Here is a 20,847-nt window from a genome sequence, read left to right on the forward strand (position 1 = left end):
CCGCTTAGAAAAACGCAATTTACGACAAAAAATCCCGAGGTTTTTGATATTAACCTCGGGATCAATTGATTTATTATTTTGATACAGGTACTACAGCGCCGCCCCACTCTTCAAGAATAAATTCTTGAATTGTTTCAGAATGTAATACTTCCACTAAGCGAGCGATTGCTTCACTGTCTTTATCTTCGCTACGAACTGCGATTACGTTTACATACGGAGACTCAGAACCTTCGATTGCGATTGAATCTTCAAGTGGATTGATGCTTGCATCGATAGCGAAGTTAGAATTAATAACTACCGCATCCCCTTCACCTTCTTCATAGTATGTTACTAACATTTCAGGTGCAGAGCTTGCATCAATCACTAAGTTTTTCGGATTGTCTACGATATCATCAAGCGTTGCAGCTGTTTTATCGATACCATCTTTTAATGTGATTAATCCTTGTGCTTCTAATAATTGAAGGATACGACCTTGGTCAGATACTGAGTTTGAGATGATAATTGTTGCGCCATCTGGTAGCTCGTCTAATGATTTATATTTTTGAGAGTAGATACCGATTGGCTCAATATGAATTCCACCAGCATTCACGAAATCATAGCCCTTTTCTGCGATTTCAAGCTCTAAATACGGAATATGTTGGAAGTAGTTCGCATCAAGTTCACCTGACTCTAAATCTTGGTTTGGCATAATATAATCTTGGTATGGTTTAACCTCTAAATCGATACCCTCTTCTTCTAAAATCGGCTCTGCTTCTTTTAAAATTAATTCATGTAAACCGTTTGAAGCACCAACAACAATTTTTGTATCTTCTGCTGTTTCTCCAGCGTCATTTGCTGCTGTATCATTTGTTGGTTTTTCTTCATCAGAGCCGCAAGCTCCTAATGCAAGTGCTAATGATGGTACTGCTAATAACGATAAATACTTCTTCATGTGTTGAAACCCCTTTTCTTTATCTTATATGTCTTTTTATAAAAACGGCTATTGCCGATACTACCTTATCGCTTGTCTGTACGTGCTGTAATCGCATCGCCAATCCATTGGATCACAAATACAATTACTAAAATAACAATCGTTGACATCAACACTACATCATCACGACTACGCTGGAACCCTTCGATAAAGGCTAAGTTCCCTAAACCTCCTGCTCCGATAATCCCTGCCATCGCTGTGTAACCAACAAGTGCAACAGCTGTTACGGTAATCCCTGAAATAAGTGCTGGTAAACTTTCTGGAATAAGCACTTTAAAAATAATCGTAGATGTTTTAGCCCCCATTGAACGAGCTGCTTCAATGACGCCTTTATCAATTTCACGTAACGCAATTAATACCATACGTGCGTAAAATGGTGCAGCGCCAATAATTAATGCAGGCAATGCTGCGTTCGTGCCACGAATTGTGCCAACTAAAAACTTCGTAAATGGAATTAATAAAATAATCAATACGATAAACGGAATCGAACGGAAAATATTCACCAGTGACCCCGTTAAGAAATGAACGATTTTATTTGCCCACATTTGATTCGGACTCGTTAAAAACAATAAAATCCCAATGGCTAATCCTAAAATAAGCGTAATAACGGTTGAAACGGATGTCATGTAAATCGTTTGATACGTTGCCTCAGACATCGTTTCCCACTTCACATTCGGAAATAATTGACTAAGCATGTTCAATCACCTCCGTCTGAATCTCATGCTGCGATAATATGTTTAGTGCTTTTTGCACCTGCTCTTCTGTGCCATCAATATGCACAATTAATGTCCCGTATGGACCACTTGTTGTATGTGAAATAGAACCATGTACAATGTTCACATCGACGCCGTATTCCTTGATGACTTGAGAAATAACCGGCTGCTCTGTTGCTTGTCCCACAAATGTCACTTTTACAAGCTTCCCTGTAGGGTAATTGGCTAAAATTTGCTCAATTGATTCTTTTGTTTCATTTGTACCTGAGACTTGTGAAACGAACTTTTTCGTAATTGGCGCTTGCGGGTTTTGGAAGACGTTTAATACTTCGCCAGCCTCTACTACCTTTCCAGCTTCCATTACAGCGACACGGTGACAAATTTTGCGAATAACATGCATTTCATGTGTAATTAATACAATCGTTAAACCAAGTCGCTTATTAATATCTAATAAAAGCTCTAAAATCGAATCTGTTGTTTCTGGGTCAAGTGCCGATGTCGCCTCATCACAAAGCAATACTTCTGGATTGTTTGCAAGCGCTCGTGCAATACCGACACGCTGCTTTTGACCACCTGATAACTGTGATGGGTACGCCTTATTACGCCCAGAAAGACCAACTAAATCAATTAGTTCTGCTACACGCTTTGCGCGCTCAGCCTTTGGTACACCTGCAATTTCTAATGGGAACGCAATATTTTCTTCCACTGTACGCGACCATAGCAGATTAAAATGTTGGAAAATCATACTGATCTTTTGACGCGCTGCACGTAGCTTATTGCCCGAAATCGCAGAAATCTCTTCACCATTTACTACTACCGAACCTGTTGTCGGCTTTTCTAAACCATTCAACAGGCGAATCATCGTACTTTTACCAGCACCACTATAGCCAATAATGCCGTATATTTCGCCTTTCTGAATCGCTAAGTTTACATTGTCAACGGCTTTTAGTTCACCGTTTTTCGTCTTGTAAACCTTTGTTATATTACTTAACTCAATCATATTAAACTCCTTCTACATGAAAAAACCTTCCTACTAATATAGACAAGCAGAAAGGTTTTCGCACAATTTATACGTTAACCGTTCTCTCATCTTTCAAAGCAAAACTTTGAGTGACTTGGCACCTTTTCACAATTGTGATGGTTGCCGGGCTTCATAGGGCACTTCCCTCCACCGCTCTTTATAAGAGTAACGTTATAAAATTTATTTTATGAATGTAAATGTACCATGACTGTTAATTGTCCGTCAATTGTTTTTTTAACATTTCATACAAATTTAGTACGGATTGAAATGCGTACACTTTTTGGGCAATTTTACCGTTTTTAACGACAATTAAACAGGGCACACTTTCAATTTCATAGTCATACGCTAGGTCTTCCATATAATTTAGATTTGCTTTACCAAGGGGTAATGTGGGTAATAACTCTTCCACCACATTTAACATTTTAGATGCAACAGCACATGTACCGCACATCGGTGTATATAAATAAAAAGCGGCAATCTCTTTTTTGTTCATGATTTCCTGCCACTGTTCTTTTGTCCAGTCTTCCATCTGCTCATCCTATTTCACTTTGAATTTAGCCGCTTGTAAAATATCACGCACGACACTACTTGGTGCCTCTGCTACACCATTAAACGGCACAGGTAATTCAAGTTGCACAGCCTCGCTATATGTTCGGCGCATAATTTTTCTTAGATAATCCCCTGATTTATCGCGATCAAAAAAGGTAAATATCTCAATATCTTCGTATGGTTCAAGTAAATCGATTAATGCTTCTTCGTCTATCGTGCCATTTGTACACAAAATCAATACTTGCTCAGCAAGAAGGGGTGTGATTTTTAATTTATCAGAGCGACCTTCTACGATTATACACTTTTCAATCATTCAATTCTCCCCCTACGTCGAAAAAAACGCCAAAATCCATACTAGATTCAGGCGCTTCTTTGTATTATTCAGAAATAAACTCTTCGTATGCTTCTGCAGTTAATAATTCTTCCACTTCTGCTTCATTTGAAAGTTCAACCACAATCATCCAAGCATTTTCGTATGGAGATTCATTAACGAATTCTGGGTTATCTGATAATTCTTCGTTTGCTTCTACTACTGTACCAGATACTGGTGAATATAATTCAGAAACTGTTTTTACTGACTCTACACTACCGAACGGTTCGTTAATTGTTACTGTATCGCCTACTTCTGGTAGCTCAACGAATACAATATCACCAAGTTCGTTTTGTGCAAAATCCGTAATACCAACGCGTACTTTATTGCCTTCAATTTTTACCCATTCGTGTTCTTTTGTGTAGCGTAAATCTTTAGGAATACTCATGAAAATCCCTCCAACAAAATGTATAAATCTCTTTCAGTTTGACATATTTCAGTAGTAAAAACAAGGTTGTAATCAGCCTATTTCCACGTTCCTGAGAAGTCAGACTCCTTGAAACCAAGCGTAACTTTTTCACCATCTGTCACAATCGGACGTTTAATTAACATCCCATCAGATGCAAGCAAGGCTAATTGCTCTTCCTCTGACATATTTGCTAATTTATCCTTTAAGCCTAGTTCTTTATACTTGTTCCCTGAAGTATTGAAAAACTTTTTTAGCGGAAGGCCACTTTTCTGATAGAGTTCTGTTAATTGTTGCTGTGTTGGCGTTTGTTCAACAATGTGTACAGATTCGTAAGCGATATTGTTTTCTTCTAACCATTTTTGCGCCTTTTTACATGTCGTACATTTTGGATATTGAATAAATTTTAATGGCATGTATGTAGCTCCTTTTATTGTTATCTTCTCTTCTATTGTATAAGATTTCCTAGCCGAATGCTAAAAAAAGAACTAAACGACATGCCTCGCTCCAGTAAATGAAGCGTCCCATCTCTATCATCATATTCATATGTAGCAAAGAACGACAAAACGAATTGTAAACTGTTAAAATCAATAAAAATCCGAATGCATTGAGCACCCGGATTCCATTTCTATACCTTACACTACGTATTTTTCAGCTTCAATCAGTTTTGCTGCTGCTTCACGTTTTTTCGGAATTAAGTTGTAAGGGTTATTGCGTGTTAATTTACGAAGAGCTGACAACATCATACGACCATTATCGCCTTCTACCGAAGCTAGTAATGTATCTTTTGCTTCTGCTTCAATAATGGCAAACGCTTCTTGACAGAAAATTTGTGTGTAAAGGATTTTTTGCGCTGCTTTTTCTACACCTTCGCGTTCAATTGCCTTTTGCGTACGGATAACTGCTGATTCCATCGCGTATAACTGGTTCGCAATGTTTGCAATGTTTACAAGTAGCTCTTGCTCTTGATCTAATTTTGCACCGAACGCCTGCGCTGCTGTACCTGCTGCAAGAATTGCGATTTTCTTCGCGTTCTTCACAAGATATTTTTCTTGTGCTAACGGCGCATCTTCAAGCTCTTCTGGCATCATCATTAACAGTTCACTTTGTAGGTTTTGCGCTACTTGAAGAAGCGGTAACTCACCTTTTAACGCTTTCTTCATAAATGTACCCGGTACAATCATGCGGTTAATTTCGTTTGTCCCTTCGAAAATACGATTAATACGAGAATCACGGTAAATACGCTCTACTTCATATTCAGCCATGAAACCATAACCACCATGTAATTGTACTGCTTCATCCGCGATATAATCCAATGTTTCAGTGCCAAACACTTTGGCGATTGAACATTCAATTGCATACTCAGCCACAGCTGCTGCAATGGCTGTACCGTTTTTTTGCTCTTCTTCTGATAGCTGGTTAAGCGTATCTTCGAAGTACCCTACTGTACGATAATTTAATGACTCCGACGCATATAAATGCGCTGCCATTGTTGCTAATTTTTCTTTCGTTAAGTTGAAGCTAGAAAGTGGTGTTTTGAATTGTTGACGTTGGTTCGTATATTGAATAGCAAGCTCCAGTGCACGCTTCGCTCCACCTACAGTACCTATACCAAGCTTATAACGGCCAATGTTTAAAATGTTAAATGCAATGACGTGACCACGACCGACTTCACCAAGTAAGTTTTCTACCGGCACTTGTGCATCTTCTAAAATTAATGTACGAGTAGAGGATGATTTAATGCCCATCTTCTTCTCTTCTGCGCCGACAGAAACGCCTGAGAACGCTCTTTCTACGATAAAGGCAGTGAATTTTTCACCATCGATTTTAGCGTACACAACGAATACATCTGCAAAACCTGCGTTTGTAATCCATTGTTTTTCACCATTTAATACATAGTGTGTTCCTGCTTCATTTAATTTCGCAGTTGTTTTTGCACCTAATGCATCTGAACCTGAACCTGGTTCTGTTAGGGCATACGCGGCAATTAACTCACCAGAAGCTAATTTCGGAAGGTATTTTGATTTTTGCTCTTCGTTACCGAATAATACGATTGGTAAAGAACCGATCCCTACATGTGCACCGTGCGTAATAGAGAAACCACCAGCGACAGACATTTTTTCAGCGATTAACGCTGAAGAAATTTTGTCTAGACCTAGACCCTCATATTCTTCTGGCACATCGGCAGCGAGTAGTCCTAATTCCCCTGCTGTTTTTAATAAACGTACCGAATGCTCAAACTCATGATTTTCTAAGTTTTCCACTACTGGTAACACTTCATTTTGTACATAGTCAGCCGTTGTTTGCGCAATCATTTTTTGCTCGTCTGTGAAATCCTCTGGTGTAATAACACGATTGATATCTACGTCCTCGATTAAAAAGCCGCCGCCTTTAATGATGTTTGTTGTTAATTTCATATCCATTTCCCCCTTATAGTCAATTCATTTCCCTACCATAACAAAGCAACCACTGAATAGTCATTCATAATTTGTGTATAGAAAAGCTTGGAAAGTTTACTCGGAGGCAAGTAGAATAAACTTTCCAAAAGCTGTTTCTAGAAATTAAAGGACTTCAAATACACCCGCTGCACCCATACCGCCACCGATACACATTGTGACGACACCGTATTTCTTATTTTGACGTTTTAACTCGTGAAGCAGTTTTAGTGTCAGAATCGCTCCTGTTGCACCAAGTGGGTGACCAAGCGCAATCGCACCACCATTTACATTCACTTTATCGATATCAATTCCTAAGTGGCGTACAACTTGGATAGACTGTGAAGCAAATGCTTCATTGATTTCCCACAGGTCAATTTGATCTTGTGTAAGACCGGCGATTTTTAATGCTCTCGGTATCGCCTCAATTGGCCCGATTCCCATTACTTCTGGTGGTACACCGCCAACAGCAAACCCTAAAAATTTCGCCATTGGTTTTAATCCTTGCACCTCTGCTTCTTCGCGGTCCATCACAAGCACCGCTGCTGCACCGTCAGAAGTTTGTGAAGCATTTCCTGCCGTTACAGACCCTTTGACATTGAATGCTGGGCGAAGTTTCCCTAACCCCTCTACGGTTGTATTCGGACGTACCCCTTCATCTGTATCAAACGTAAAGGTACGTGTTGCAGGTTTATGATCTTTACCAACGAAGTGTTGTGTGACTTCAATCGGTACGATTTCATCTTTGAATTTACCTTCTTTAATCGCTTTTTCAGCCAGCTCATGTGAACGTACAGCAAAAGCATCTTGGTCTTCACGGCTTACTTCATAGCGACGTGCTACTTCTTCTGCTGTATGCCCCATCCCCATATAGTACTGAGGTGCTGTTTCTGCTAATGTTGGATTCAAACGTACTGTATTACCTGTCATCGGAATCATACTCATCGATTCTGTACCACCTGCGATAATCGCTTTTGAGTGGCCTAACATAACACGTTCTGCTGCATATGCAATGGATTGTAACCCTGATGAACAGAAGCGATTTACTGTAATCGCTGGTGTCGTATCAGGTAGCCCTGCTAACGCGCCGACTAAACGTGCTACGTTCATCCCTTGCTCTGCTTCAGGCATGGCACAGCCCATAATTAAATCATCAATCGGACCTTCATAGCCTGCTCGTTTTAATGTTTCCTTTACAACAATGCTACCGAAATCATCTGGACGCATCGTTGCAAGTGAACCTTTTTTTGCTTTCCCAATAGGCGTTCGTGCACCTGCTACAATTACGGCTTCACGCATAATGATGTCTCCCCCTTGTTTAGCTTCACGCTATTCATCATTTTCTATTAAACTCGTAGATTAATTACGAAGCGGTTTCCCCTTCACAAGCATATGCTGCATACGTTGCTGTGTTTTCGGTTGCTGTACTAACTCCAAGAATGCTTGCTTCTCTAAGTTTAAAATATACTCTTCATCAACCTCTGTTCCATATGGTACTAAACCACCTGCAAGAACAAATGCTAATTTTTTCGCAATCGATAAATCGTATTCGCTAATATAGCCTGAATCGAACATTCCTTGTGCCCCTAGTAGTAATGTTGCATAGCCTGATGCCCCAACCACTTTTACTTTCTTCTTCACTGGTGGCTTGTATCCTGCATCATAAAGGGCGATTGCTGCTTGTTTCGCATCATAGATTAAGTGATCTGGGTTAACCGATACGCCATCTGCAAAATCTAAGAAGTTATTTTCGCGTGCTTCTTCACCAGATGTTGATACCTTTGCCATCGCAATCGTCTCAAATACTTTATTGACTACTACTTGTAAATCGATATCTACACCGTTTGGCATACCTTTTAGGAACTTCTCGTAAAGCCCTAAGTTCCCTGCACCACCTGGAATGACGCCAACTCCTACTTCTACTAAGCCGATATACGTCTCTGCTGAAGCTTGAATATGTGCTGCCGGTAAGCAAACTTCTGCTCCACCACCAAGCGTCATTTGGAACGGTGCTGCTACAACTGGTTTTGAGGCGTACTTAATACGACGCATTGCTTTTTGGAATGCCCCAATGACAAAATCAAGTTCAAAAATATTATCATCTTGTGCTTCCATTAAAATCATGCCAAGGTTGGCCCCTACACAGAAGTTCTTGCCTTGATTACCAATAACAAGCCCTTTATACGCTGCGCTGTTTTCCAATTCATCAATCGCCGTATTTAACATTTGAATAATGTCTAACCCAATTGCATTTGACTGCGAATGGAACTCTAATAAAAGAACACCATCTTGTAAGTCTATTAAACTAGCGCCAGCATTCGATTTAATGACGCCATGCTTTTTCTTATAACGTTTTAAATCAATTGCTTTCTCGTTTATCGGTACTTTTACATAGTCAGTACCGTTGTAGTAAGCTAGCTCATTATCAATTTCTGAATAGAATGTTTCCAAGCCTTTGTCGAGTAAGCCTTGAACAAACGCTGGAATTTCGCGTCCTTCTTCTTTCATTTTTTCAACAGATTGTTTGACGCCGATTGCATCCCACATTTCGAATGGACCTTGCGCCCAACCGAAGCCCCATTTCAGTGCATTATCAATCGCAACAATATCATCCGCAATTTCACCTGTAAGCTGCGCTGAGTAAATTAATGTTGGTGCAAAAATATTCCATAAAAGTTCGCCAGTACGGTCTTTTGCGTACACTAATGTCTTCACTTTATTGGCAAGACCACGTGCTTGTTTCGCCATTTCAATAGAAGGCGTTTTTAGCTTTTTCACTGGCTCATATTCAAATGTATCTAAATTTAACTCTTTAATCTCTTTTCCTTGTTTTAAGAAGAAGCCTTGACCTGATTTCGCACCAAGCCAACCATTTTCAATCATTTTCTTTAATGTTGGATCTTCAGCAAACACCGCTTGCTCTTCACCTGTTGTATGGTCGTAAACATTTTTCGCTACGTGCGCAAATGTATCTAAACCCACCACATCAAGTGTACGGAATGTTGCAGATGATGGACGACCAATAAGTGGGCCTGTTACCGAATCCACTTCACCAACGGAGTAGCCACGTTCTTGCATTTCCTTCATCGTCACGATTAAGCCGTACGTACCGATACGATTGGCAATGAAGTTTGGTGTATCTTTTGCAATTACGACGCCTTTACCAAGCACATCTTCACCGAATACTTGCATAAACTCCACCACTTCTGGCGCAGTAGTAGTAGAAGGAATGACCTCTAATAGCTTTAAATAACGTGGCGGATTGAAAAAGTGTGTGCCAAGGAAATGCTTTTTAAAATCTTCTGAGCGCCCTTCCGCCATCGCATTAATGCTGACGCCTGACGTATTCGAGCTGATAATTGTACCTGGCGTACGTACCGCATCAATTTTTTCCATTAGGCCTTTTTTAATCTCAAGGTTTTCTACAATAACTTCAATAATCCAATCTACATCTTTTAATTGGTCCAAGTCGTCTTCAAAGTTACCTGGCGTGATTAGCGCTAAGTTTTTCTTAGAAGCGAGAGGTGCTGGTTTTTGCTTTAATAATTTTTGCAATGCACCGTTTACAAATCGGTTGCGTACTGCTGGATTTTCAAGCGTTAACCCCTTTGCTTGCTCTTCTGTAGTTAGCTCTTTTGGTGCGATATCTAGCAATAATGTTGGGATACCGATATTAGCTAAGTGAGCGGCAATACCTGAACCCATAACCCCTGAGCCTAATACGGCTGCTTTTTGAATTTTGTAAGTCACGAGAATTTCCCCCTTCTCCACTCTTCTTCATCATAATGAATAGCCATTCATTTTTAACCGAAAAAAAAACTCGAAACAGCTTTTCTGTTCTTAGTGTAGATTATTTCGTCAGTTTTAGCAACGTTTTTTAACATTTATTTCTATAAAATTCTAAATATTTCTCCAGAAACGTTGATATACCAAGGAAAACTGAATACTCATTCACTCTTCTTTTAATTATCTCATCTAGCATATATAGAAAGCAAATTACTTTTAGCTTTTCACTAAAATGTGTAAACTAGCAATTATAGGAGCGTGATAAAGATGCAAGAAATTACAACAGTAGAACAGTTTAATGAAATTATCTCAGGTGATCAAAAGGTGATTATCAAATTCTTCGCTGGTTGGTGCCCAGATTGTACACGTATGGATATGTTTATTGATCCAATTATAGAAGAATACAATCAATATGTTTGGTATTCAGCGAACCGCGACAACTTCCCAGAATTAGCGGAAAAATACCAAGTGATGGGTATCCCTTCACTATTAATCTTCCAAAACGGTGAAAAATTAGCGCACTTGCACAGCGCAAATGCAAAATCACCTGACCAAGTAACAGACTTTTTAGAAGCACAAAATGCATAAATGATTCCAAGGCTCGTCATATCATACATGGCGAGCCCTATTTTATATATTGAAAAAGACTTACCTTGATGTGAATTGGATATTAATGTATGTTCATACTATCGGAGGTGGTTTAACAATGAAGGTTTTATTAGATGTGAACGGGGTATCTCAATACAGTGAGGTTGTTTATCCACAATTTCGCAACTCTGCTTGCGGACCAACGACAGCACACGTCATTTTAAACTATTTATGCAAGGAGCATCACGTAGCTAAAAAGAACATCAACGAAATGTATCAGCTGTTAGGGAGCACAAAAATCGGGTTGTTTAAATGGCGCTTCATCCGCAATTTACGCGCTCAACTAAGCCCTAATTTCTGCATTGAATCATGCAATTTATCTCAAGCGATTTGGCAGCTCAGATACGGATATCCTGTCGCTATGAAGTTCGATCAATACTTTACGTTCCAATGGTTTACGAAAAAGAAGCCTACATTTAAATATCATTGGGTGCCACTTATTGGATACGAAATTAAAGATGATAGTTTATATTTAATCATTCATGACAACGGTGGTCGCAACCGAGATAGTCAAATCCGCTCTATTAAATACGACGATAATCGCCATGTACTCAGCTTTGTTAAAATAGAGCCAAGACAATAAGTTCTCTTGGCTCTATGAATGCAGTTATAAACCTAATGATTTAGCGTGCTTAACAATTAGTCTAAAGCCACGCTCATGTAGTTGCTCTAAGTGTTGTGTATAATCTGCTGGCACAATCAGCTCATCCAGTTGCTTTTCAATCGGTGCTTCACAATGAATTTGAGCAAGCTGATACGACAATTTCAGCATGTCCTCATTTTCACCAATTTTAATACGTTGCCCAGCTTTCAACGTTGGGAGCGCCTCCAGCACACCCTCAACGGAGTTGAAATCTTGAATTAATTTAAGCGCTGTTTTAGGACCGATTCCCTTTACGCCTGGGTAGCCATCACTTGTATCTCCCATAAATGCTTTGACATGGGCAAACTGTTCTGGCTCAATGCCATACTCCTTTTGGAATCGCTCTAGTGTATAGACATCATATTCTGTGTATCCCTTTTTTGTAAAAGCGATTGTTGTAGATGGATTTAAAATTTGCAATAAATCTTTATCTCCACTAATAACGGTCATTTGTGCATCATGTTGCCACTTTTTCACCATTGAACCAATTAAGTCATCTGCCTCTATCCCTGTAATACCAAAGTTTGTCCAACCTAGCATTGCAGAAACTTCCTTTGCTAGATCAAATTGCGGCACCATTTCTTCAGGTGGTGCAGGACGGTTTGCTTTATATCCATCAAATAGATCATTTCGAAACGTATGCATCCCCATATCCCAACAAACGGCGATATGTGTCGGCTGCATCAGATGCTGCGCTGTTAATACGTGACGCGCAAATCCTTGTACGCCGTTTGTTGGTGTGCCATCTTCTAAACGGATAAACTGGTTCATCGCTGCAGATGCAAAAAATGAACGGAATAACAATGCCATACCGTCTACAATAAGTAAATGTTTTGTCATCTTCAAAGCCCCTCTTTCTACGACATTTCTATTATATCAAATTCTGGACAAATGCCGACGAAAGAGACTTATTTAGATAAACCAAAACATTGAAAAGCTGATTTATAAATATTCACACCAACTCATACATTTGGATAAATGCGGACTTTTTAGGAGGATATTTACGCGGGTTTTAATGGTTTTTACGCGGGGTGACAGGCGATTTACGCGAGTTTATAAGACTTTTACGCGGGATTCATCTACTTTTACGCGACTTCCCCTAATACATGAGCATTTTGCCGACGCAAAACGCTCATGCCGCTAACTATCCTAGGGCTTTAAATAACGCGTAATCTTTTCAATATCATCATGGACAACGCGATCCTCCTGAAGAGGTGCTACAAATGTACGGAGCTCCTGCCACTTCGCTTGGGTACGCGGACTCATTAATTCCATCCCCCGATATTCGACTGCTTGCAATGCACAAAAGGCTTCAATCGCTAACACACGCCGCGCATTACAAAGTATCATATACGCGTGACGAGCCGCTGTTGTCCCCATGCTTACATGATCCTCCTGATTGGCTGATGACGGAATGGAATCGACACTTGCTGGATGTGCTAGTGTTTTATTTTCGGAGACAAGGCTCGCCGCACTATATTGCAAAATCATCGCACCTGACTCAAGCCCTGGTCTGGCACTTAGAAATGCCGGTAAGCCTTCATTCAAACTTGGATTTACTAACCGTTCAATTCTTCGCTCAGAGACATTTGCCAATTCAGCAAGTGCCAGTTTTAAAAAATCCATCGCAAAGGCAATCGGTTGCCCGTGAAAATTTCCACCTGAAATGACCGTACCATCTTCAAATAATAGCGGGTTATCTGTCGCAGCATTCATTTCAATTTCAAGCTTTTCTTTGACATACGCTAACACTTGCCAACTTGCACCATGAATTTGTGGAATGCAACGAAGCGAATAAGGATCTTGCGTGCGTAGCTCCCCTTGCTTCGTCACTAGTTTACTTCCTGCTAACCAATCCCTCATCCTACTTGCTACATCGCTTTGCTCAACAAAACCACGTGCGGCGTGTACGGCTGGGTGAAAAGCATCTATAATTCCTCGCAAGCCTTGAAGCGTCATAGCTGCAATCCACTCACTCTCATACGTAAGCTTTTCCGCCTCAATATAATTCACAATCCCCTGCGCTGTCATCGCTTGCGTGCCATTTATTAATGCTAGCCCTTCTTTTGCCCGAAGCTCAATCGGTACAAGCTGGAACTTTTCAAAAATAGCTTTTGCTGCATAACGATGACCATGATGGAATACATCGCCTTCTCCAATCAGTGCCAGCACTAAATGTGAAAGCGGTGCTAGATCACCCGAAGCACCTAGCGAACCTTGCTGAAAAATAACCGGATGGATTTGCTCATTTATCATCCACTCGAGACGCTCAAGCACTTCCAGCCGAATGCCTGAATATCCCTTTAACAATGCATTCAAACGTAGTACCATCATCGCGCGACTAACAACTTCTGAAAACGGCTCGCCAAAAGCACATGCATGCGAGCGGATTAAATTAAGCTGCAATCGATTTACTTCACGCTCGTCAATTTTCACATCACTCAACTTGCCAAAACCTGTGTTAATGCCATACACCGTTTCATCCCGCTGGACGATTTTTTCTACTCGTGCTCGACTTGCTATTACTTTAGCTTTTGCTTCTTCTGCGATGTTAATCGAAGCACCTTCATACAAGATTGCTTTCATTTGTTTCATCGTTAACTGATTACCATTCAAGGAAATCATTTATCTTGCTCCTTCAAGTTGGATTATCCGACAACCTTCACTCCATTTTTCCACACTTGATGAACGTGATTTACACCAAACATATAATGTAATTTTTGATAGTTTGAGACGTTCCAAATGACTAAATCTGCTTGTTTTCCTACTTCAATGGAGCCAATGATCTCTTCCATCCCAATGGCACATGCTGCATTATAAGTGGCCGCACATAGCGCCTCAGCCGGTGTCATGCGCATTGTAATACACGCTAAGTTCATGACAAGTGGCATTGATGTTGTCGGTGAAGAACCTGGATTACAATCCGTTGATATTGCAACTGGTATGCCTAAGTCAATCATATGTCGTGCCCTCGCAGGGGGCTCCCCTAAAATTAGTGCTGTTGCTGGTAACAAGCATGCAATGACACCGCTACCGACAAGCTTTTGAAGCCCCTCATCACTCGTTTTTAATAGATGGTCTGCGGAAATCGCCTCTACTTTCGCAGCTAACTCCGCTCCACCATAGCATTCAATTTCATCCGCATGCACTTTTGGCATCAGTCCGTGCTCTCTTCCTGCAAGTAAGACACGCTCTGCCTGTTCAGCAGTGAACACACCTTTTTCTAAAAAAACATCACAAAACTTCGCCACACGAAGGCGAGCTATTTCTGGGATCATCTCTGTAACGACATAATCAACATAATCATCCTCACGCCCTGCAAATTCCTCTGGTACAACATGAGCTCCCATAAACGTCGGAATCATGTCAATTGGATGTTTTTCATGTAAACGTTTCATAATGCGTAATTGCTTGAGCTCCGTTTCTAAGTCTAGACCGTATCCACTTTTACTCTCTATTGTCGTAACACCATGCTGTAAAAATGAATCTAAGCGAAGTGCCGTATCATTATAAATTTGCTCCTCTGACATTTCGCGTGTCTTTTTCACAGTCGCATGAATACCGTCACCGCTTTGCAAAATTTCCATATACCCTTTTCCTTTAATCCGCGCTTCGAATTCAAATTCACGAGAGCCTCCATGCACAATATGCGTATGCGGGTCAATTAATCCAGGCGTAATAATTTTTCCTGTTGCATCTACAATTTTTGCTTCATGTGCACGTGGCATACAAATTGGAATCATTTGCTGCATTGTACCGACTGCTCGAATTTTGCCATCTTCTATCCATATGCTGCCCCCTTCGATCACTTGCAGATCCGACATTTCTTCTTTAATGCGCGGCCCTTTTTTATGTGATGCAAGTGTAATAAGTTGTGCAGCATTTTGAATCCAAATTGGTTGTTTTACTTGTTGTTGCTGTTCTAATACTTGTACTACAGATTCCTTTTTCATTTCTTCAAACCCCTTTGTCCCCTTTGATACGTCTATTATCTTCTAAATAATTCTGTATTTCTAGTTATATATAACCATAAAGATTATTTTTCAGTAATATAAAATTTCTATTTACTATTCAAAAATAAGTCATTAAAGCATAAATACCTATATAATTACTTTTATTAGTTCACTTTAAAGAAACCTATTAATATAGCAAAATAACAAGTCTCGCCCAAAATTATTACTTATTTTTATTCTCAATTTTTGAAACTTCACGAATTTTTTTGAAGTATAATTAAATAAATATTTAGAGGAGGGATATATATGGGTTTATTACAAGCAGGCATTGGTGCAGCAACAGGTGTATTAGCAGATCAATGGCGAGAGTATTTTTACTGCGATGCTATTCCAGCTGATGTGTTAATGATGAAAGCCGAGAAAAAGGGCGGTAAGCGTGGCTTTAACAGAAAAGGGAGCGATAATATCATTAGTAATGGCTCCATTATTGCCGTAAACGAAGGGCAAGCCATGATGATTGTGGAACAAGGGAAAATTATCGAATTCTGTGCAGAAGCAGGTGAATTTTTATTTGACACGTCAACAGAGCCAAGTATTTTCTACGGTGATTTAAGTGACAACATTCAAGAAACATTTAAACAGTTAGGTAAGCGTATCGCCTTTGGTGGAGAAGCACCGAAAGATCAGCGCATTTACTTTTTCAACAAAAAAGAAATTCCAGGCAATAAATACGGAACACCGAGCCCGATCCCGTTTCGTGTAATCGATCATAATATCGGCCTTGATATCGATATTTCTATTCGCTGTCACGGTGAATATTCATACAAAATTATAGACCCGATTTTATTTTATACAAATGTAGCTGGGAATGTGGAAACAGAATTCCGTCGCTCACAGATCGAGACACAATTACGTACAGAGCTATTAACCGCGCTACAACCAGCATTCGCAAAAATTTCAACAATGGGTATCCGCTACAGTGCACTACCTGGCCATACACTAGAACTCGCACAAGCATTAAACGACATTCTATCTGAAAAATGGGCAAAAACACGCGGTATTCAAATCGTTGAGTTTGGTGTCAACGCAGTCAATGCCTCCGAAGAAGATGAAGAGATGATTAAACAATTACAGCGCAATGCCGTACTGCGTAATCCCAATATGGCGGCTGCTACACTTGCAGGTGCACAGGCTGAAGCCATGACAAAAGCAGCTCAAAACGAAGCAGGTGCATTTGTTGGCTTTGCAGGAATGAATATGGCAGCAGGTGCTAGTGGATTAAATGCGAAAGATTTATTTGCGATGAGTGCCCAACAGCAACAAGCAGCTCCACCTCAAACACCGCAAAATCCAGCACCAAAAGAAAATGGCTGGACATGTTCGTGTGGCACAACAAATACAGGAAAGTTCTGTACGGAATGCGGTGCAAAACAACCCGAACCCGCAGGCACATGGGTATGTTCGTGTGGCACACAAAATACAGGGAAATTCTGTACGGAATGTGGCTCACCAAAACCGACAGCAACCGCAGTGAAATGTGATAAATGTGGTTGGCAACCAGAGGGAACAATACCAAAATTCTGTCCAGAATGCGGCGATGTTATCAACGAAGCAGATCGTATATAAGGAGGTAGGCACATGAGTACATTCACTGCCGAAGAGTTCAAAGAAGTTGATGAGTACGATGCTTCATGTCCTTCCTGTAGCGCCTCGATTCAGTTTAATCCAGCAAACGGTACATTAACTTGTCCGTATTGCGGTTATGAAGAAAGCATTCCACAGCCTGAGCTCGATGAGGACCGGCTTGCTCAAGAAATCCAATTAGATGAAGCACTTGAAACTGGAAGCTTCGACTGGGGTGCAGAAAAAAAGGTAGTTATTTGTGATGCTTGTGCGGCAGAATCTGTTTATGATGCACTTGAAGTGGCCAATGTTTGTCCGTATTGCGGTTCGAATCACGTCATGGAAAGTACTGCTGAAAATGCACTTGCTCCAAATGGGGTCTGTCCATTTGAAATTACACGTGAACAGGCAAATGAAAATTTCCAACGGTGGATTAAAGGAAAATGGTTTGCACCAAATGAAGCAAAACGGAAAGCACGAGCGGACGCTTTTACTGGTCTTTATTTACCCTATTGGACTTTTGATACGAAAACAGCTTCACGCTACACAGCTCGTTATGGTAAGCATCGTCAAGTAACCGATCGCGATGGAAAAACACGTACCGAAACAGATTGGTATTCTACTAGCGGTTTCTACCAAGAATTTATCGATGACCATTTAGTTCGTGCGACAACACGTTATAATGAATCGATTTTGCGTTCAGTTGAACCATTTAATACGAATGCTAGTCGCACTTACAGTAAAGAATACTTAAGTGGCTATGCTGCTGAACGTTACAGCATCGGTCTGAAAGATGGATGGAAACAAGCACAACAAGACATTCACTCGCATATCGAGGGACAAATTTCGCATCAAGTGCGTATGCGTCATAACGCAGATATTGTAACAAACATTCATTTTTCTACCGTGCACTCTAATGTAACCTATAAATATGTCATGCTACCACTTTGGCTATCGTCTTTCCGCTATAGCGGTAAAACATATCAATTCATGGTGAATGGGCAAACAGGAAAAGTTGGTGGACAATCTCCCATCTCTGCAATTAAAGTAACAATTGCAGTACTTGTCACGCTAATGATCATTGCTATTATTTATGTACTCGGAGAAGGGAACTTCTTCTAAGGAATTAGCAGACGGAGCCGTTCAACGAAGATAGTGGCATATTGATGCGACCACAGCAGGCGCAATATTTCTTCAAGAAGTGAAGGGATGTTCCGAAAAGTTTCTGGAACACCCCTTTTTTTAAAACCGCTTCATATTTCGAATCGCTTGAATCGATAATCGCACGAGTAAAATCGCACATAAAAAGAGCCCTAAATAGGCTGCCGTATTTAAATAAATGGCATAGGCCGTATGAATAAATTGCGAAATTGCTAACAGGGCAACCGAGATAATACCGAACGTAATACCAACCATTAATAACACAAATTGAGCAAAAAGCTGTGTGACAAAATTGGCATTGGCTTTATCTGAAAAAATATCATGATGCAAAATAATTTTACCACGCTCGACCTTTTTTACTAATTGGTCAATTCGACGCGGAATTTTGCGCAAATTCGGAATGAGTAAGGATATTTCCTCCTCTAGTTTCCCCCATGTGACGGCTGGCTCTTTAAACGGTTGTTTTATGCTATTTTTAATATATTCATTTGAAAATAGCTTTGCTTCCTGGAAAATATCAAATGTCGGATCAATGACACGTAATGTACCGTCTAATGTCACAATTGCACGCAACGCTACACTGACCGATGGATAAAAATGCAAACCGAATTCACGAACAATCGAGAAAATCGAATAAATCAGTTCATCCGTTGGTACATGCTTTACATATGAAATTTTTAACAATACTTGGCTAATCGCCTGCTCAATCTTTTCTCGCTCTGCTAAATCGGCATTTTCAACGAGCAATGTGATGCCATCAAATAAAACGCTTGCATCATTTTGGTAAATCCCTACTAAAAACAGTTTTAACCCTTCCTGTTGTGGTGTAGCTAAACGACCAACCGCGCCAAAATCAAGAATCGTCGTGACGCCACTTCGGTTGTCAATATATACATTCCCTGGATGTGGATCGGCATGAAAAATGCCAGAAATAAGCGCCTGTTCTAAAAAGTTATAAAGGAGCGTTTCCGCAAATTTGTGGCGGTCGATATTAAATTTTTCAAATACTTCATCCGCGCTAGCAACCGATACACCGTCAATATACTCCATAACGAGTATGTTTTCATTGCTATACTGCGTATAAACACGCGGTACATTAACCTTCAATACAGATGTCCCCATCATATTCATCACTTGCATCATATTACGTGCTTCAATTTCAAAATTAATTTCTTCTTTTAATGCTAAAGCAAAACCAATTGCAAGTTCTTTAAATCCTAAACTTTCTGCCCACGCAGATTTTTCCGTAATCCACTTTGAAAACTCTACTAAAATCCCTAAATCATCTTGCATAATTTTCTTTACTTCTGGGCGTAGTAATTTCACAACTACTTGTTCATTTGTTTCACGTAAAACAGCTGTATGCACTTGGCCAATAGAAGCTGCAGCTAAAGGCTTTTCACTAAAGTAGCTAAATACTTCATCAATTGGTAAAGGTACATTTTGACGTAAAATGGCATCTACTTGCTCTTTTGACAACTGTGGTGCATTGCTCTGTAGTTTTTCGAGTTCTTCAATAAACACTGGTGAGAATAATTCTTTTCGTGTCGATAACACTTGACCGAATTTCACAAAGATGCCGCCGCACTGCTCTAACGTCAGTCGCAACGCAAGCGCTAACTCTCTTTCATCCTCACGATTTCGAACATATTTCATCGTCCGTGTAATCCCATTCGTCATCGCAATACGGACTACGTGGCGCAGTCGCTTTTGACGACGCCAATAGATGAAAAGTCTCTTAAAAAAATTATTTTTCCCTTTCAAAGGGGCGCCATTTTCGTCCAATGAAATGGGATCAAATAATTCAAAAAATAAATAAAGTAACATAGAAATGAGGAGCATGCTGCCAAACCATAAAAGCGTTGCTACATTTAAGACATTTTCTATAAGCCCTTCTGTGTTTACAGGGTTATCACGCAAATACGTATACCAAAACACAAATGTTGTGAATGAAACACTTAGCACAACGGATAATATTCGTTTTACTAAATTAACATTAAAACCAATTAATCGACCACTCACGAAAAAAATCAAGATCGATGCAATGATGACTTGCAGCGTCAATTGCCAAACATCCATTCATTCACACCCTTTACTCCATCGTTACATTTACCTTTATCTCCACATTGCCTTTTAGCGCTTTACTAATCATGCACGTCTGTTCTGCTTTATGAGCAAGACGTGTTGCAGTCCGTTCATTTCGTTCATTCTTTTCAGCAAGTTTTAATTGGAGATTGTGTATAATTTGTTCATACGTAAAGACGCCATTTGTTACATCAACGATCCCTTCTGATGTCATATTTAATATCGCCTTAATATCGGAACGTTCGAGCATGGCCGCCAGTGAAATGAGATAGCATGTCGCTGCCGCCCCTAATAACATCTCATCTGGATTCGTTCCGATGCCTGGACCGTCCATTTCAGGGGGAATCGAAATCGCTGTCGATAATCGTTCAGCTTGTAATGTTCCCACATCATTCCTTCCACCTGTCCACGTTGTTTGTAATGTAAAGGTATGCTGTGTCACGTAAAAACCGCTCCATTTCCCAAAATGATCTTTATATTTACT

The 20,847-nt window shown here is 40.1% G+C and carries 19 protein-coding genes and 1 riboswitch; of the genes, 4 read left to right on the top strand and 15 right to left on the bottom strand.

Annotated elements, in window-relative coordinates:
• Positions 1 to 73: 73 nt before the first annotated feature.
• The 10 genes from ACQQ2I_RS15720 to ACQQ2I_RS15765 all read right to left on the bottom strand — a co-directional run bounded on the left by ACQQ2I_RS15720 (position 74) and on the right by ACQQ2I_RS15765 (position 10,214).
• Complete coding sequence (locus ACQQ2I_RS15720; RefSeq protein WP_431027711.1) at positions 74 to 931, bottom strand: MetQ/NlpA family ABC transporter substrate-binding protein; 858 nt, start codon at positions 929 to 931, stop codon at positions 74 to 76.
• A gap of 65 nt (positions 932 to 996) precedes the next feature.
• Positions 997 to 1,665 carry a methionine ABC transporter permease gene (locus ACQQ2I_RS15725; protein WP_431027712.1) on the bottom strand — a complete coding sequence of 223 codons (669 nt, stop codon included), beginning with the start codon at positions 1,663 to 1,665 and terminating at the stop codon, positions 997 to 999.
• The gene (locus tag ACQQ2I_RS15730) at positions 1,658 to 2,683 is read right to left on the bottom strand and encodes a methionine ABC transporter ATP-binding protein (protein ID WP_431027713.1); all 1,026 of its coding nucleotides are present in this window, start codon (positions 2,681 to 2,683) and stop codon (positions 1,658 to 1,660) included. The genes ACQQ2I_RS15725 and ACQQ2I_RS15730 overlap by 8 nt, the downstream gene beginning before the upstream one ends.
• An 83-nt stretch (positions 2,684 to 2,766) precedes the next feature.
• Positions 2,767 to 2,870, bottom strand: a riboswitch (SAM riboswitch).
• Positions 2,871 to 2,915: 45 nt separating this feature from the next.
• Positions 2,916 to 3,233 carry a thioredoxin family protein gene (locus ACQQ2I_RS15735; RefSeq protein ID WP_431027714.1) on the bottom strand — a complete coding sequence of 106 codons (318 nt, stop codon included), beginning with the start codon at positions 3,231 to 3,233 and terminating at the stop codon, positions 2,916 to 2,918.
• Positions 3,234 to 3,242: 9 nt separating this feature from the next.
• Positions 3,243 to 3,566, bottom strand: a complete 324-nt coding sequence (locus ACQQ2I_RS15740) for a hypothetical protein (protein WP_431027715.1) — start codon at positions 3,564 to 3,566, stop codon at positions 3,243 to 3,245.
• 64 nt (positions 3,567 to 3,630) lie between these two features.
• Complete coding sequence (gene gcvH / locus ACQQ2I_RS15745) at positions 3,631 to 4,011, bottom strand: glycine cleavage system protein GcvH (RefSeq protein WP_431027716.1); 381 nt, start codon at positions 4,009 to 4,011, stop codon at positions 3,631 to 3,633.
• A 77-nt stretch (positions 4,012 to 4,088) separates the two neighbouring features.
• The gene (locus ACQQ2I_RS15750) at positions 4,089 to 4,445 is read right to left on the bottom strand and encodes an arsenate reductase family protein (protein WP_431027717.1); all 357 of its coding nucleotides are present in this window, start codon (positions 4,443 to 4,445) and stop codon (positions 4,089 to 4,091) included.
• A 219-nt stretch (positions 4,446 to 4,664) separates the two neighbouring features.
• On the bottom strand, positions 4,665 to 6,446 hold the full coding sequence (locus ACQQ2I_RS15755) for an acyl-CoA dehydrogenase family protein (RefSeq protein WP_431027718.1): 1,782 nt from the start codon (positions 6,444 to 6,446) through the stop codon (positions 4,665 to 4,667).
• A gap of 144 nt (positions 6,447 to 6,590) precedes the next feature.
• The gene (locus ACQQ2I_RS15760) at positions 6,591 to 7,763 is read right to left on the bottom strand and encodes an acetyl-CoA C-acetyltransferase (protein WP_431027719.1); all 1,173 of its coding nucleotides are present in this window, start codon (positions 7,761 to 7,763) and stop codon (positions 6,591 to 6,593) included.
• 60 nt (positions 7,764 to 7,823) lie between these two features.
• Complete coding sequence (locus ACQQ2I_RS15765) at positions 7,824 to 10,214, bottom strand: 3-hydroxyacyl-CoA dehydrogenase/enoyl-CoA hydratase family protein (protein WP_431027720.1); 2,391 nt, start codon at positions 10,212 to 10,214, stop codon at positions 7,824 to 7,826.
• 303 nt (positions 10,215 to 10,517) lie between these two features.
• Between ACQQ2I_RS15765 and ACQQ2I_RS15770 the strand changes: the two genes are divergently transcribed.
• On the top strand, positions 10,518 to 10,838 hold the full coding sequence (locus ACQQ2I_RS15770) for a thioredoxin family protein (protein ID WP_431027721.1): 321 nt from the start codon (positions 10,518 to 10,520) through the stop codon (positions 10,836 to 10,838).
• 118 nt (positions 10,839 to 10,956) lie between these two features.
• Entirely contained in the window at positions 10,957 to 11,481 is a 525-nt protein-coding gene (locus ACQQ2I_RS15775; protein ID WP_431027722.1) for a C39 family peptidase, read from the top strand.
• 24 nt (positions 11,482 to 11,505) lie between these two features.
• Here ACQQ2I_RS15775 and ACQQ2I_RS15780 read toward each other — a convergent pair whose 3' ends face one another.
• The 3 genes from ACQQ2I_RS15780 to hutI form a co-directional block, all read right to left on the bottom strand.
• Positions 11,506 to 12,381, bottom strand: a complete 876-nt coding sequence (locus ACQQ2I_RS15780; RefSeq protein ID WP_431027723.1) for a 5'-3' exonuclease — start codon at positions 12,379 to 12,381, stop codon at positions 11,506 to 11,508.
• A 309-nt stretch (positions 12,382 to 12,690) separates the two neighbouring features.
• Positions 12,691 to 14,166, bottom strand: coding sequence for a histidine ammonia-lyase (hutH, locus tag ACQQ2I_RS15785; protein ID WP_431027724.1), 1,476 nt, complete (start codon positions 14,164 to 14,166; stop codon positions 12,691 to 12,693).
• Between the two features lie 23 nt (positions 14,167 to 14,189).
• The gene (hutI, locus tag ACQQ2I_RS15790) at positions 14,190 to 15,494 is read right to left on the bottom strand and encodes an imidazolonepropionase (RefSeq protein ID WP_431027725.1); all 1,305 of its coding nucleotides are present in this window, start codon (positions 15,492 to 15,494) and stop codon (positions 14,190 to 14,192) included.
• 306 nt (positions 15,495 to 15,800) lie between these two features.
• Between hutI and ACQQ2I_RS15795 the strand changes: the two genes are divergently transcribed.
• Together ACQQ2I_RS15795 and ACQQ2I_RS15800 are read left to right on the top strand one after the other, a co-directional pair.
• On the top strand, positions 15,801 to 17,120 hold the full coding sequence (locus tag ACQQ2I_RS15795) for an SPFH domain-containing protein (RefSeq protein ID WP_431027726.1): 1,320 nt from the start codon (positions 15,801 to 15,803) through the stop codon (positions 17,118 to 17,120).
• A 12-nt stretch (positions 17,121 to 17,132) separates the two neighbouring features.
• Complete coding sequence (locus ACQQ2I_RS15800) at positions 17,133 to 18,239, top strand: hypothetical protein (RefSeq protein WP_431027727.1); 1,107 nt, start codon at positions 17,133 to 17,135, stop codon at positions 18,237 to 18,239.
• Between the two features lie 120 nt (positions 18,240 to 18,359).
• Here ACQQ2I_RS15800 and ACQQ2I_RS15805 read toward each other — a convergent pair whose 3' ends face one another.
• Both ACQQ2I_RS15805 and ACQQ2I_RS15810 read right to left on the bottom strand, forming a co-directional pair.
• Complete coding sequence (locus ACQQ2I_RS15805; RefSeq protein WP_431027728.1) at positions 18,360 to 20,357, bottom strand: ABC1 kinase family protein; 1,998 nt, start codon at positions 20,355 to 20,357, stop codon at positions 18,360 to 18,362.
• A gap of 13 nt (positions 20,358 to 20,370) precedes the next feature.
• A complete protein-coding gene (locus tag ACQQ2I_RS15810; protein ID WP_431027729.1) occupies positions 20,371 to 20,805 on the bottom strand; it encodes an SACOL1771 family peroxiredoxin in 435 nt (144 codons plus the stop codon).
• Between the last annotated feature and the right edge of the window lie 42 nt (positions 20,806 to 20,847).

Source organism: Lysinibacillus sp. LZ02, from assembly GCF_050613145.1.
In the GTDB taxonomy this organism is placed as follows: domain Bacteria; phylum Bacillota; class Bacilli; order Bacillales_A; family Planococcaceae; genus Lysinibacillus_B.

What these genes read in the sequence shown, in the direction of transcription:
- ACQQ2I_RS15795 (WP_431027726.1), top strand. Translation starts at nt 15,801, where the DNA reads ATGGGTTTATTACAAGCAGGCATTGGTGCAGCAACAGGTGTATTAGCA.
- ACQQ2I_RS15755 (WP_431027718.1), bottom strand. Translation starts at nt 6,446, where the DNA reads ATGAAATTAACAACAAACATCATTAAAGGCGGCGGCTTTTTAATCGAG.
- ACQQ2I_RS15775 (WP_431027722.1), top strand. Translation starts at nt 10,957, where the DNA reads ATGAAGGTTTTATTAGATGTGAACGGGGTATCTCAATACAGTGAGGTT.
- hutI (WP_431027725.1), bottom strand. Translation starts at nt 15,494, where the DNA reads ATGAAAAAGGAATCTGTAGTACAAGTATTAGAACAGCAACAACAAGTA.
- ACQQ2I_RS15800 (WP_431027727.1), top strand. Translation starts at nt 17,133, where the DNA reads ATGAGTACATTCACTGCCGAAGAGTTCAAAGAAGTTGATGAGTACGAT.
- ACQQ2I_RS15770 (WP_431027721.1), top strand. Translation starts at nt 10,518, where the DNA reads ATGCAAGAAATTACAACAGTAGAACAGTTTAATGAAATTATCTCAGGT.
- gcvH (WP_431027716.1), bottom strand. Translation starts at nt 4,011, where the DNA reads ATGAGTATTCCTAAAGATTTACGCTACACAAAAGAACACGAATGGGTA.
- ACQQ2I_RS15750 (WP_431027717.1), bottom strand. Translation starts at nt 4,445, where the DNA reads ATGCCATTAAAATTTATTCAATATCCAAAATGTACGACATGTAAAAAG.
- ACQQ2I_RS15730 (WP_431027713.1), bottom strand. Translation starts at nt 2,683, where the DNA reads ATGATTGAGTTAAGTAATATAACAAAGGTTTACAAGACGAAAAACGGT.
- ACQQ2I_RS15740 (WP_431027715.1), bottom strand. Translation starts at nt 3,566, where the DNA reads ATGATTGAAAAGTGTATAATCGTAGAAGGTCGCTCTGATAAATTAAAA.
- ACQQ2I_RS15720 (WP_431027711.1), bottom strand. Translation starts at nt 931, where the DNA reads ATGAAGAAGTATTTATCGTTATTAGCAGTACCATCATTAGCACTTGCA.
- ACQQ2I_RS15805 (WP_431027728.1), bottom strand. Translation starts at nt 20,357, where the DNA reads ATGGATGTTTGGCAATTGACGCTGCAAGTCATCATTGCATCGATCTTG.
- ACQQ2I_RS15780 (WP_431027723.1), bottom strand. Translation starts at nt 12,381, where the DNA reads ATGACAAAACATTTACTTATTGTAGACGGTATGGCATTGTTATTCCGT.
- ACQQ2I_RS15735 (WP_431027714.1), bottom strand. Translation starts at nt 3,233, where the DNA reads ATGGAAGACTGGACAAAAGAACAGTGGCAGGAAATCATGAACAAAAAA.
- ACQQ2I_RS15725 (WP_431027712.1), bottom strand. Translation starts at nt 1,665, where the DNA reads ATGCTTAGTCAATTATTTCCGAATGTGAAGTGGGAAACGATGTCTGAG.
- ACQQ2I_RS15760 (WP_431027719.1), bottom strand. Translation starts at nt 7,763, where the DNA reads ATGCGTGAAGCCGTAATTGTAGCAGGTGCACGAACGCCTATTGGGAAA.
- hutH (WP_431027724.1), bottom strand. Translation starts at nt 14,166, where the DNA reads ATGATTTCCTTGAATGGTAATCAGTTAACGATGAAACAAATGAAAGCA.